The following is a 13,052-nucleotide window of genomic DNA, read 5'->3' as shown; positions in this document are numbered from 1 at the left end:
AGAATACTATAATACAAAACGGATGAAGGCGAAGTTAAAAATGAGCCCGGTACAATACCGAACTCATTTTGAGCAAGCTGCCTGATGAAATAACCGTGTCTAACTTTTTGGGGTCACTTCACAGCATTAAATGAGAAATTAGGTTTTTTAATCAATAGAAAAAGACTTATAAGTATTTATCACTAATCACTTTCAAATGGTGTAACTCATGCCCGACAATGCCATATGCAAAGGTACCTATCGAAACTGGGCTGTTCATTACAGTTCCATTACGATCCCATGCTGGATCATCAATGGTTGAAATAAGACTTAACGTGTTGGAGCGTACCGTGTCTAAACCAGCTATTAGCTGCTCCCAAGATAATTTGTTGAAGTTTGCCGCAGAAACGTATTGATCCTGATCCATTGCTGGGAGTGGCGCACTTTCATTTCGTGCAATGGCAAGCATTCGATACGACATCACACGTTCCGAGTCGGCCATATGCCCAATCACTTCTTTTAAAGTCCATTTCCCTGGTGCGTACGCCTTCCTTGCTGACTCCTCTGATATGCTGCTCAAGAAGGTAATGGTCTTAGTTCGTTGCTTACTAAGTATTTCTTCAATATCTCCATCTGGCACAAGACTAACATACCTAGCATGCTCTGGATTTTCAATAGATAATGGTCGTGGACGCACAAGAATCCTCCTCATCGGAATAGTTAATTATGGTTCTAGACTATTATTCGACAGTCAAGAAAATATTTCCTTTATTTGATATTTAATTTCATTACCGCAAAATAAATGCGAATTAAACAACTTTATTACCTCTGTACAACTGATTTATGCAGTTAACATAATACACATAATAATGGATTAATTCACTTTTTATTCCACTAACCTGCCAGTTAGTACAACAAGAAAAAAGACCGCCGCAGCGATTACTTTCTGTATACAGATAGGTAAGGGTTTGAAGTTATCGCTCCCTTTTCCCCCTGTTCACACCGTACGTGCGACTTTAACCGCATACGGCGTTCCAACTAATCCAATTCATTCATTTCTATGTATTCTTTGAAGCAAATTTAATTCCCATCAGATTGTGAAATTTTTGCATAGTTTTCGGAGTTCATTAACTTTTTCTTTTTGCTTATTGTTCAATTTTAAAACACCAAGAAGAGATTTGATTTTATCTATATCTTTCAGATGTATAAGTAGGTGAACCGTTTCATGTAGCACTATCAAGTTTGAATATCTGTCATCCTTAGAAATATGATGAGGATTCTTATGATGACAGTGCCAATCGCTTTTTCCAAGTTCTGCTCCAGTTACTGCACACTTTCCGTATTGGGCTATGAACTTACTAATGCGATTGTCATTATATTCAATCGTGCGATTTGGAATAAAGTTTTTCATGATATAGCTTAACACGCTTTTATTTATCACTTTTAAATTGTTGTGTATTTTTGCTCTACCTTCGGTAGTATAATTACACACATCTTGCGAAAAGCAGAGATTTGTTTTATGCCTTTGGGCATAAATTGGGACAAATACCATGTTTTGAATCTTAAAGAATTGCGGTGAGTATCCTTTATAGCGTCTTTGGAGCGTACCAGTCATGTCATCAAACTTAGCTTCTGTTCTGATATTCTTTAATCGATTATATAGAGTCTTGTTTAAGTGGGAGGACAACTCACCTAAATTATTAGAAATGTTAGTAGCTGTTGCGTAATAGTTTTGGATTCCCATTACAACTGTATTGTAATGCCAAACCGTTTCAGCACAAGGCTTCTTCTGAATTGCTTTTATAGAATCTTTAATTTTAATGAGTGCATTGGACTTAGCTTTCTTCGTCATATTTGATTGTGCTACAAATCCAAACCTTGTTTTTCCTTTTCTAATTGCTCTGAAAGAGAAACCAAGGAATTCGGAAGAATTCTTCTTTAAGTTGATAACCATTGATTTTTCATCACTTGTCTCAAGATGTAATCTAGTTTTAAGAAAATCCTTGATGGCAAAATTCATTTTAATAGCTTGCGATCGAGTACGGCATAATACCTTAAAATCATCCGCATATCTTACGATGTAACATTCTTTGAGGTTTGAATTCTTTAGTGCCTTTACTTTGCTTCCATTATGTTTATACTCATGGTTACTTTTAAACGTTTCCCATTGATTACTAACCCACCAATCTAGTTCATTTAAAACGATATTGGATAAAAGAGGTGAAAGTATACCCCCTTGCGGGGTACCTTTGGTTGGCAAGCCTTCTCCTTCAATCTCTGCTTTTAACAGCTTCGAAATAATGGAGAGTAAAGATTTATCTTTAATTCCCATTGACCATATTTGTTTGAGTAACTTACTATGGTTCACGTTATCGAAAAACCCTTTTATGTCCACATCTATGCAATGATAAAGACCCACCATATTGATAAGCGATTCAAATCTTGCCTTCGCATGGTGGGTACTTCTATTCGGTCTAAAGCCATAGCTATGTTTATGAAATTTTGCCTCGCAAATTGGTTCTAACACTTGTAAGATACATTGTTGAATAATCCTATCCCAGATTGTTGGTATTCCTAATGGTCTTACTTTTCCATTTGTTTTAGGGATGAAAACACGCCGAACACATTCTGGTGTATATGATTGGAACATACGCTGAACGTGTTCAATTACCTTTTCTACAGACAGATGCTTAACGTCATCAATCGTTAATTTATTAGTCCCTGCTGTTTTACTCCCAGTATTTCTTTTTATGTTTCGATAAGCAAGACGTATGTTTTTATTAGAGTTTATCAGTTTCATTAAGTCATAGAAATTTTGACCATCGACACTTTGAACATATAAATTGTCAAAGCAATTTTGCATGTCATAATATTCACTGTGTCTCAGTTTCTTCCGTTTCAACAAGTCGGTGACTCCCTTAGGAGTTGAACCTCTCTTAGTCTCACAAGAACCTTATTAACCGATAAAGAACTGTCTTACATGGTTGAATGATTCTTTTTAGTCTAGTGGCTATCCCTCCAGGTGGATTAGACCTTTCATTGGTACTATGCCACCACTTTCACTGATATAAAGAAAAGTTATACAGTAACTAATATCATTATCGCTTTCCTAATCACCACTTCATAAAGAGTAAGCTCTCCACGTTATCAGCTTACAATGTTGAATTATACCTATTATAGAATGAACTTAGGTGCTTCCTATAAGCCTGTTAACCGTTGATATGCCTATAACATATCATGGATTTTCATATGAGTTAGTTTTACTCATCCACTGCTAACCTCACAATTAGTGATATACACATTTCTATGTATCGTGCATGTAGACCCGTACATTCAGAAGTTCGTCAGCTTAACCTTTTCTTTTAGGTTCATTTGCATTCTCACCATATTCATTCAACTCAAGCACCATGAATTACACCACTCCATCGAGTAGGCTTTCGGCAGCCGAACTGCTACGGTAATTTCTCACGCCTTTTCGCCGAGCTTATAACACTGTCATTCTTACTAAATCCAGTGCTATTCGACTAAGAGAGAACCCTTCAGGGCGTTACTCCATCATTTGATTCTTCGATATTATCCTTCAGTTCCGAAAGGAACTGTCTAACCTTTACTAGAGAAATGTATCCATCCTCAATTTAAATTAGAAACATTTCGCACAACTCTTGCACCCTTTAGTTTAAGTAAAAATCTTCACATTTAGCACTTTTTCGTTAGGTTCAATATTTAGCAGATACTTTCAATTTAGGTGATGAAATTAGGAACCTTACAAATTATATGTTACAATGTGTTTACCATTTGATTTACTGTTTTCATGTTCCCTGCTCATTCGTGAGTGGGGTTTTGTGTATTTTAAGAAAAATAAAAAACAGACTCTAAAAAAAGAGTCTGTTCATGTTTGGCATTATAATTAAGCCTTACGAACGTTTGCTGCTTGTGCTCCACGCTGACCTTGCTCAACATCAAAAGTCACTTCTTGACCTTCTTCTAATGTTTTGTACCCTTCGCCTTGAATAGCTGAGAAATGAACGAATACGTCTTCTCCACCCTCACGTTCGATGAAACCGAAGCCTTTTTCGCCATTAAACCATTTTACTTTACCTTTTTCCATGTTTGTTGCCTCCTAGTGTGTTAGCACACACAATGTATTACTATCCTTGTTCTCAGTGATCATCAAGACGAAAAGTTTTACTAATACTATCCTTTACACCGAACAAAAATAATTCATATTTAGAATAGCCTTTTTTGAAATCCTTTGCAAGGAACCCAAGGCACCCCGACTAAAGTACCATATTATCTAAGTGGAAACCTTCACAATCTTTTCTACACTTTAACATATATATTCCCTTAAATGTATGAGTCCAGAAACTTGACTATTAAGAAAAGAAACCGTCTTATTAGAGAAAAGCTCCCTTTTATGGAATATCCAAAGCATTACTAATTATGAAAGGGAAACCCTTTGAAAATGTTCAACTGTAGGGAAAGGACCGTAAAAATGATGCAAAAGGTTTTTCTATTCTTGATATTCCGGGGATTGACGGAATCCAATTGTATGATCCTCCAAATCTCCCCATTTTAACAAAAGTAAATATTTGCATCACCGATCAGTATTCCAAATAGCTAGCCCTATAACGGAATATTAGATGATCTTCTATTGGTCATAAATTCATTTTCTAAAATGCTCATTTCCCATAAACTCCAGTATTCATCACCATTTTTTCTAGAGTCTCTAAGTAATCCTTCTTTTGTAAAACCAGCCTTTTCATAACAAGCAATTGCTGATACATTGAAATCAAACACACCAAGACTAACTCTATGTAAATTAAGATCTTCAAATGCGACTTTGAGAATTTCTTTCATCATTTGCTGACCTATTCCTTTTCCTCTTACATTTTTATCACCGACCAAGACTTTTCCAACTCTTGCAGACTTATTTTTTCGATCAATTTTCCCCAAAGAGATATGACCAATAACACTACCGGTTTCTTTATCCAACACCTTATATGCTAAGGTATCCGAGCTATCTCTATTGGCATTCTCAATATACTTTTCTAATTGATTCTCTGATAAGGGATATTGGAATGCAGGCCCACCCCAATGACGTAAGAATTGAGGTGAACTGACCCAATTGATAAGTTGTTTGAAATCCGTGCGTTCAAAATACTGTAATTCAATCATCAAAACATTTCTCCTCTATGTTTTTTTCTTTATTCAATATTATTATGTGACCTATATCTACCTCAACAAAATGGCCCGATTGCGGAAAAAAGGATTAACCATTACGCTTAGTTAAACTATAAACCCTCACTATCTCAATAGAGTAAGGCTTATTGATACATAATCATATTACTTTTAAATAAGACTTGTATCAATATGATTATCGTAGTAAATACGGTTTCCTGATGCTACCCATAATAATAAAAAATGCCCGTACTCATTTAGTAGGGCTTACCTCTTTTTGTAGCGAAAATACAATATTTTACCCCATCCTCTTCAAAGCCAAGTGGTTTGTTCAATTCAATCCCTCCTATCTTATTAATTAGACGAATAGGAAGAAAGTCCTCGTGACAAAATTACGAATAAAATCGTTTATATAAATAATGTTCAAGAAGCTCATTCACTTTGTTCCGGATCCGGGGATTAAAATAGTTATGTTGCTCGTTATAGCCCTTAAGAAAAACATAAAATGTGTAAATGTTTCATCATGACCAATTTGCTGCAGCTTCATCCTGCCTTTTCTCATCTTATCTTTAGCAACCTTCAGATCCTTTTTTACAGCCTTAATCGTTTCATCAGGCAAGTTAAGATATGGTTATTTAAGCTTAAACAGAGCTTTATCAAATATCAAACGGTCTTTTTCGAGTATTGTAAGTACCAATGTCAGATACATTGCTCGCTCAATAATATCTCTGTCATCATCAGGTATCCTGGTCATTTATATCCTCTCCACAGCAGTTATATCACTATTCATTATTTGTTCAATATCAGTTTCAGTTTCTAATACTATGTACTTTATTAACTAATCCACCTTACTTACCACACCAGAATAATATTTAAAATATCCATCTTCCCAAAATGTAATCTTAACTTGCAGAGTGTAGTTAATCGACTCCATCACAATTATGCCGACTTCTTCGAGCTTTGCTCATCCAGTTGCGGCTTCTTTGCTTACAACCTTTTTAATAGCCTACACAAAAAACTCCATTTTGAATAAAGATTGATCAAAATGGAGTAAACCTTTTAAATTCTATATGAATTTTTTTAAAAAAAGTTTGGTCATCTCAATGAACCTTGCTCCACAAAAGTCTCCTATAGCCTCACATACTTAAACTAATAAATATAATGATCTAGATCTCATAAAGTAAATCCTATCAGGACTAGCTTAAAAAATATAAAGGTTATTTCACAAGAAGTTTATCTTCCTTCAAATAACGATAGATCGGAATCTCATCGCCTTTTTGAACAGGGATGAAGTTAAATGTGACGTAGCTATCAATGGATTCAGGTTCAAGGGCCGATGCAATAAAATTGGCATTTGCTTGTGCCATGGAGAAAACATAGCTTCCTTTAGGGAATTGCTTGTTTTTCGTTGAAATCTCAGTTGTTACTTCCTTCGTATAATGACCGTTTTCGAGAGTTGTGGATACCTTATTATTTGTCACTTTGTAACTCTCAATGGAAAGGGTCACTGGTTTGTCCAGCTTCTTTACTTCGACGCCGAGAATCTGCAGTTTCCTTGCAATATCGTGGTAAGCTGGAGGCATAATGTAAGCCGTTGGACGTTCACGCTCAAGTGTGGCGTATGCCTCTGTAGAATCTACCCAATCAATTGGAATGGCCGTTCTTTCACCTTTTGCAAGATCAACGACAACGAGCGTTTGATCTTTAATCAGCTTGTTTTTGCTTTGAATCACAATTTTATCATTATCATTGACGCGTTTCCCTTTTGCGATGACCTCTTCACGGGCATCTTTCACTAAATTTTTTATCGTTTGCGCATTTTTGGCTGTTGCTGTAATAAAGTTGGTCTGTGCAATCGTTTGCGCATAGACGCGTCGTTCAAAGTCTGCACGCCCAATATTGATGCCACGTGTTTCAATTAAGTATGTGAGCGTATTTTTCAAACCAAGAGCATTTCGGCCGTTGCGTGTTTCCGTGCTACCTTCCGTTGCGACAAGTTTGCCATCTTTATTTGTGCTAAGGGTATAGTAATCGTAATGAGTTAGTTTTTCTTTATCCAATTCCTTTTGGACTTCAGGTAGGAGAAGCTGATCGGATGCATTGCGAAGCTGCTCTGGGATATTTAAGTTTTTGGCCGAAGAGATGAGCAGGTCATAGGATGAGACGGAGCCTTTTTCGCCATATGGTTTTAGCGAGGATGAGTTGACCGTATATTCATGGGCATCGAGAACAACCTCAGGCTGGTATTCGTTAAAAGCTTTAAAAACGGCCTGTACTTCAGGATATTCGACTTTCATATAATCACGGTTGGCATCGAGATTTGTAGCGATTTGCCGCTGAAAATAGTAGGAGCCGTCTGGATTAATCCGCGGTACGATCACTACATTCACTTTATCAAGGACATCGCCAAGCTTCCCCTCAGCTAGTAGCTGGGCTACGACAAGGTTTGACTCACTTGCAGCCGGTTCATTGCCGTGAATTTGTCCTTGAATCCAAACGAGTGGCTTCTTACTGTTGTTTTTGACTTCTTTTAATTTGTCCGTCGAGAAAACAAGTATAGGAATATCACGGCCTTCTAAAGATTTGCCAATGATGTCAAGGTGAACTTGCTTGTTTTTATTTGCTAATTTTTTCAGAAAGGACATCATTTCTTCCTGACTTGTAAAGGCGACTTTTCCTTTTTCAAATCCAGGTGTTTGAAATTGCATAGCTGGTTTTGGGAAAAGGTGAGCGATATTTTCTGGTTGAACATAGCTTGGGCCTTTTCCATAATAAGGGGTAAATTCACTCTGATCCTCGCACGAATATGCCTTTTCTTGATAAATCCCCCCTGTAAAAGGCAAACTAGACGAAAAAGTAAGCACTGCAACCATGGAAGTAACACGTAGCACTTTCTTCATCAGATACCCTCCTAAAATTAGAATTATCGAACAATTCAAAATTATCATAAAATGCCGCGAATGAAAATGAATAAAATGCAATTCTGTCAAAAACAGGAATTTCAACTTAATCCTATTTTAAATGAAGCTAGACAAATGGCATAGGAACGCCTTTTTATTGTATCAAAGATCATCGGTAGAAGGGCTTATGTATTGCGTGAGCTTGGTTAGGGACAGCGACAGGTTCATTTTATATAGTTTTAGACCTAACTTTTCATAAAACTTGACTGACCGTTCTAAATCACTAATTGGTAAATGTGCTTCATAGAGTCCTTTTATCACTGGCTTTTCCCCCAAACATTTAAACGCCAAAGTAGATCATTCTGGTACATCTTTTTAAAAAACGTCGCAACTTTATTCAAAACTTCGCATCTTTCTTATAAACATCGTGACTTTATTTCAAATCATATGTGCCCTACTCATTCGTGAGTGGGTTCCTGGCTTATAAGATAAATAAAAAACAGACTCTATAAAGAGCCTGCTTGAGTTTGGTTTTATTATTAAGCTTTACGCACGTTAGCTGCTTGAGCTCCACGTTGACCTTGCTCAACATCGAAAGTCACAGCTTGACCTTCTTCTAAAGTTTTGAAACCTTCGCCTTGAATAGCTGAGAAATGAACGAATACGTCTTCTCCACCTTCACGTTCGATGAATCCGAAGCCTTTTTCGCTGTTAAACCATTTTACTTTACCATTTTCCATTTTTGTTGCCTCCTAGTGTGAAAAACACACAATGTATTACTATCCTTGCTCTCAGTGATCATCAAGACGAAAAGTTCTTACTTATACTATCCTTTACACCGAACAAAAATAATTCATTTTTAGAATAGCATTTTTTGAAATTGTTTGCAAGGAACCCTTATTCTTTAACAAAAGCACCCTATAGTTGAATTGATTGCCATACTCCTCCTTAACCAGGTACAAAACCACATTTTTTGTGAAAGTTTGTGTTGCGTTCCTCATTGGAAACAGTTAAAATTTCCAACCCAAAGCTTTGAGATTCTCGCAAAAATTTCAAATTTCTTTTTTATTAACTTTGATATAAAAAACTGTTAAGATAATAAAGATAATGAACATCAAAGAAATTGAAGGTGATTAACATATTAGAAATTAAGACATCTCCGTTAAGTGATGGAGAATTTAATCGAGGAGTATTTGCAACCGTTGATATAGTGAAAGGTGAGCTGATCCATGAAGCTCCAGTCCTTCCATATCCTAATAAGGAACATGTTTTCATAGAAAAAACTTTGCTTGCAGATTATGTGTTCGAGTATGGCAAAAATCATACCGCTATCTTGCTCGGATACGGTATGCTTTTTAATCATTCGTATGAGCCTAATGCCACTTATGTGATTAACTTTCAGAACCATACGTTTGACTTCCATGCCTACACAGATATAAAAGCAGGGGAAGAGATCCTTATCAACTACAATGGAGATGTTGCTGATAAGGAACCGCTATGGTTCGATAAAGACCAAGTTTCAAGTAATGATTAAAAAGTTGGCAGGAAATTAGGTTTTTAAAAATGATATGTTACAAATTTAACTCTAATTTCCTGTTCTTCTGTTTTTTAATGATTTTGGTAAACCATCTTTACCGTTTGAAAAAGGCTAAATTCCCCATTATCATCAACTCAAAATTATTTACGGGGAGAGGTAAAGATGAAAATTTATGTTGATGCAGATGCTTGTCCGGTAAAAGATATCATTATCTCTGAAGGTACGAATGCTGAAATTCCTGTTATCCTTGTTACTGGCTTTTCTCATTTTTCTAATGCGGAACAACCATCCGGAGTGGAAACCATTTATGTTGATTCTGGAGCAGATACTGCGGATTATCGGATTTGAAGTAAATTTTGATTTGTTGCGGCAATGATTCTTGTACCTACTTTTTAGGTTTTATTCAACCAACAGGTATAAATTCTTGTTGCTGAACCGCCCGCAATAACTTTACTTGTAGTTCCACTGGAAGTTCTCCAAGTTCATCAAACAAAATAGTGCCCTTATCAGCCATCTCAAACAAACCCAATTTTCCTGCCCTTTTTGCCCCAGTAAAAGAACCTTGCTCATATCCAAAAGTTCAGATTCTAAAAGGTCCTTCGGTATTGCACCACAATTAATCTTAAAAAAAGGATTACTTTCCCTTTTGCTTGTTTGATGAACCATATTCGCAATAAATTCCTTTCCCACTCCCGTCTCACCCATAATTAAAACGTTGGAATCAACATTTGATATTCTATACAGGGTTTCCAGTAACTAATAATTCCTTTCCAGTACATAATTTTTTGATTAATACTTTTTCTACTTTTATCTTTAAGTACATCTAACGAAACTGCATGCGATACTACCCCTTCTTTTACCAACTCACCAACATGTTTGCCAATAAGATTAATTGATTGTAAGCCCGATATTCTTTCATATCTTGATTTACATATTCGCATACACCTTGGGTATCAGTGGCAAAGATTCCATCATATAAAGAATCAAAAATACTAATCATGAAGTCCTCTATGATCATATTACTATTCAACTTTTTAACTCCTCGTATTCTTGAACAATATAAACAATCTTCATTAAATAGATTATTGGAAATTCCTGTGTTTATTAGCATTCTCTGAACTTTAGGAATTTAGTAGGATCTGTCATATAGGTAATTAATCTTACAAATTTTTACATTCATTTTACATCAATCTTCTAAGAAATTTATATTCTATTGTTATTTTTAATAGGTAATGTATTTATATTAATGAAATGATAGGAGATGTTCAGATTGAGAGGAAAATGGTTACCTGCTGTTGGTGCTCTTGTATTAGGAATCGGTGTTTTTACTGGAGGAGGGACTGCCTTTGCGAAAGAAAAACAAAAGGATATTTTAAATGTATCACACCGTGGTGCTTCAGGTCATGCTCCGGAACACACTATAGTATCCTATGACATGGGAGAAAAAATGCACGGGGACTATATTGAAATTGACTTACAAATGACAAAGGATGGACAATTAATCGCTATGCACGATGAGAAAGTTGATCGGACGACAGATGGGACAGGCCTTGTTAAGGATTACACAATAGCGGAAATCAAGCAATTAGACGCAGGAAGCTGGTTTAACGAAAAAAATCCAAAATACGCTAATCCAGATTATGCAGGATTAGAAGTACCAACTCTTGAGGAAATCTTCCAAAAGTTCGGTAAGAACAACAAATATTATATTGAAACAAAGTCACCTGAAATTTATCCAGGTATGGAAAAAGAACTTTTACGCCTCATCGATAAGTACGATGTAGATAAAGAGACACTTCTTGTTCAATCTTTTAGCCAACAAAGCTTAGAAATTATGCATAAACTCGATCCATCTGTTAAGCTAATTCAATTAATATCATATAAAACAAATGCAGTAATAACAGATGAAGAAATTGGAGCCATTAAAAAGTATGCGATTGGAGTAGGTCCTAACCACACTTATTTAAACAAGGAATACGTACAAAAGGTCGTTAACAATGGGCTTGGAATCCATCCATACACAGTAAATGAGAAAGAACGAATGACGCAGTTAATTGATTGGGGCGTTACAGGAATGTTCACAAACTTCCCAGATTTGCTTCATGAAGTAAAGAAAGGTAAGTAAGTTCGAGGCCATGCCGAAATTATAAAAGGATCGAAGAATGCCTTCGATCCTTTATTTATGGAATTGCTCGGGCAAGGAATTAGCCCATCCTTTTTAATTAATTGTGAGAGAAATTTAGATTTTGGACAAGGATTTTAATGCAGAGTTATTGGCCTTGACGATGTCGTAAAACGTTCGGTAACTTGGAGTTGAAAGCCCATTCCCATCTTAATACTTGATCATTTGGCTGTGAAAAGAAGCCGTACTAAGTGAAGGATTAGCGTGCCAACCCTTCAATGAGGCGCTTGGTATCTTCCTTACTTTTTTTATCTCCACCCGGCTGCCGAACCGGATGTTGCTTTAATATAAAGTTTGATCAATAAGGATTCATTTCTAGTATATTTAAGATTGGTTTTTATAAAAAAGATTGATCATTTTCTACCTGGCTCAATAATAGCGCCCGATTGCTGAAGATCAATAAGCTTCTATTAGCTGTCCTTAATCAGAACTAATCTGCCTAAATACTTTAAAATTATTTAACTACTTTATTTTGGATATACTTTTTTAAACCGTTCACAAACAACTAACATATTTGGCGAAAATTCTATATCGTATTCTTTTAATAATTCGGTAAAGAACTTTTCTTGTGCATCCCACCAAAACCGATAATCTCCTTCACCTTCTGCTAAAGCGAATTCCTCTTTTACCTCATTCATCGGAACAACTTCAACGGATTGAATTTGAATGACTGCGACTGGCTCTTCCTGACCATCTAAAACAATATAATATTCACCAGCTTGAGGTATAGCTTCTTTTACTAACTCATAAAACACAAAACCTGAAGTTGTCGCTGTCTTCTTTCCTTCTACAACTAAATCGGCTAACCAATCAGCAGAAGCTCCAAATTGAAAAGCATCTTTATACTTAATCCCTTCCTTATGATTTGCTGCACAAAAATCATTCCAAAATTGTTGTGCCCTATTCAAACATAATCACCCTTTAAATAAATTATTTCTTTCTATTAACATGCACCGTTTCTTTAAGTGCATGATCATTTTCCACACAATTAGTCCCCCCTTAAAAACGGATCAGTAAATGGAAGATACTTTTCTCATTAAAGACAGATTACACACGTTTCTTTTACTTATAACTTTATTAAACTCCATCCTTTTTTTAAAAATCAATTATTTCAAAATTCCATTATTTATACTATACTTTACTCCATAATTTGGCCCTTAAATGGCCAAGAGCACTTTTCTTATTACAGGAAAGTGGCTTTAATGGAATAAGATTATTTTATAAAATCGTTTATTAGTTCCCCTGTTGAAAGTATTTTGACAAATTCATCTTGGTA

General features: G+C 35.7%; 11 protein-coding genes and 6 pseudogenes. 4 read left to right on the top strand and 13 right to left on the bottom strand.

Features of this window, described 5'->3' with window-relative positions:
* A partial coding sequence (locus F7731_RS24620; RefSeq protein WP_151537431.1) for an IS3 family transposase occupies positions 1-85 on the top strand: 85 nt, incomplete at its 5' end.
* Positions 86-166: 81 nt separating this feature from the next.
* Here the strand turns inward: F7731_RS24620 and F7731_RS24615 are convergent.
* From F7731_RS24615 to F7731_RS24570, 10 genes and pseudogenes are all read right to left on the bottom strand, one after another.
* Complete coding sequence (locus F7731_RS24615; protein ID WP_151537426.1) at positions 167-676, bottom strand: DinB family protein; 510 nt, start codon at positions 674-676, stop codon at positions 167-169.
* A gap of 393 nt (positions 677-1,069) precedes the next feature.
* On the bottom strand, positions 1,070-2,881 hold the full coding sequence (gene ltrA / locus F7731_RS24610) for a group II intron reverse transcriptase/maturase (protein ID WP_151537430.1): 1,812 nt from the start codon (positions 2,879-2,881) through the stop codon (positions 1,070-1,072).
* Between the two features lie 1,005 nt (positions 2,882-3,886).
* Positions 3,887-4,087 carry a cold-shock protein gene (locus F7731_RS24605; protein WP_027322326.1) on the bottom strand — a complete coding sequence of 67 codons (201 nt, stop codon included), beginning with the start codon at positions 4,085-4,087 and terminating at the stop codon, positions 3,887-3,889.
* A 330-nt stretch (positions 4,088-4,417) separates the two neighbouring features.
* Positions 4,418-4,570 (bottom strand): annotated as a pseudogene (locus F7731_RS26990) (antibiotic biosynthesis monooxygenase); the annotation flags it as partial.
* A 32-nt stretch (positions 4,571-4,602) separates the two neighbouring features.
* On the bottom strand, positions 4,603-5,154 hold the full coding sequence (locus F7731_RS24595) for a GNAT family N-acetyltransferase (RefSeq protein WP_151537425.1): 552 nt from the start codon (positions 5,152-5,154) through the stop codon (positions 4,603-4,605).
* A gap of 395 nt (positions 5,155-5,549) precedes the next feature.
* Positions 5,550-5,866: pseudogene (locus F7731_RS27410) on the bottom strand (YhjD family protein).
* Positions 5,867-5,995: 129 nt separating this feature from the next.
* Positions 5,996-6,106: pseudogene (locus tag F7731_RS27390) on the bottom strand (YolD-like family protein); the annotation flags it as partial.
* A gap of 268 nt (positions 6,107-6,374) precedes the next feature.
* Complete coding sequence (locus F7731_RS24580) at positions 6,375-8,057, bottom strand: M14 family metallopeptidase (protein WP_246197434.1); 1,683 nt, start codon at positions 8,055-8,057, stop codon at positions 6,375-6,377.
* 228 nt (positions 8,058-8,285) lie between these two features.
* Positions 8,286-8,378: pseudogene (locus tag F7731_RS24575) on the bottom strand (VOC family protein); the annotation flags it as partial.
* Between the two features lie 218 nt (positions 8,379-8,596).
* Positions 8,597-8,797, bottom strand: coding sequence for a cold-shock protein (locus tag F7731_RS24570; protein WP_026574136.1), 201 nt, complete (start codon positions 8,795-8,797; stop codon positions 8,597-8,599).
* A 398-nt stretch (positions 8,798-9,195) separates the two neighbouring features.
* On the opposite strand from F7731_RS24570, the gene F7731_RS24565 reads away from it, so the two are divergent.
* Complete coding sequence (locus F7731_RS24565; RefSeq protein WP_151537428.1) at positions 9,196-9,591, top strand: SET domain-containing protein; 396 nt, start codon at positions 9,196-9,198, stop codon at positions 9,589-9,591.
* Between the two features lie 165 nt (positions 9,592-9,756).
* Positions 9,757-9,939 (top strand): annotated as a pseudogene (locus F7731_RS24560) (YaiI/YqxD family protein); the annotation flags it as partial.
* Between the two features lie 61 nt (positions 9,940-10,000).
* Here the strand turns inward: F7731_RS24560 and F7731_RS24555 are convergent.
* Positions 10,001-10,332, bottom strand: a pseudogene (locus F7731_RS24555) (sigma 54-interacting transcriptional regulator); the annotation flags it as partial.
* Positions 10,333-10,450: 118 nt separating this feature from the next.
* Positions 10,451-10,624 (bottom strand): hypothetical protein, encoded by a 174-nt coding sequence (locus F7731_RS26670; protein ID WP_170289798.1) that lies wholly within the window; start codon positions 10,622-10,624, stop codon positions 10,451-10,453.
* A 231-nt stretch (positions 10,625-10,855) separates the two neighbouring features.
* On the opposite strand from F7731_RS26670, the gene F7731_RS24550 reads away from it, so the two are divergent.
* Positions 10,856-11,719, top strand: coding sequence for a glycerophosphodiester phosphodiesterase (locus F7731_RS24550; protein ID WP_212031242.1), 864 nt, complete (start codon positions 10,856-10,858; stop codon positions 11,717-11,719).
* 524 nt (positions 11,720-12,243) lie between these two features.
* Here F7731_RS24550 and F7731_RS24545 read toward each other — a convergent pair.
* Positions 12,244-12,684, bottom strand: a complete 441-nt coding sequence (locus tag F7731_RS24545; RefSeq protein WP_151537422.1) for an ASCH domain-containing protein — start codon at positions 12,682-12,684, stop codon at positions 12,244-12,246.
* Positions 12,685-13,052 lie beyond the last annotated feature (368 nt).

The organism is Cytobacillus depressus (assembly GCF_008923245.1).
Lineage (GTDB): Bacteria > Bacillota > Bacilli > Bacillales > Cytobacillaceae > Cytobacillus > Cytobacillus depressus.
This window is presented reverse-complemented; position numbering and strand designations above follow the sequence as displayed.

Excerpts from the sequence above, each read along its gene's own strand:
- F7731_RS24605 (WP_027322326.1), bottom strand. The coding sequence starts at position 4,087 with ATGGAAAAAGGTAAAGTAAAATGGTTTAATGGCGAAAAAGGCTTCGGT.
- F7731_RS24595 (WP_151537425.1), bottom strand. The coding sequence starts at position 5,154 with ATGATTGAATTACAGTATTTTGAACGCACGGATTTCAAACAACTTATC.
- F7731_RS24580 (WP_246197434.1), bottom strand. The coding sequence starts at position 8,057 with ATGAAGAAAGTGCTACGTGTTACTTCCATGGTTGCAGTGCTTACTTTT.
- F7731_RS24570 (WP_026574136.1), bottom strand. The coding sequence starts at position 8,797 with ATGGAAAATGGTAAAGTAAAATGGTTTAACAGCGAAAAAGGCTTCGGA.
- F7731_RS24550 (WP_212031242.1), top strand. The coding sequence starts at position 10,856 with ATGTTCAGATTGAGAGGAAAATGGTTACCTGCTGTTGGTGCTCTTGTA.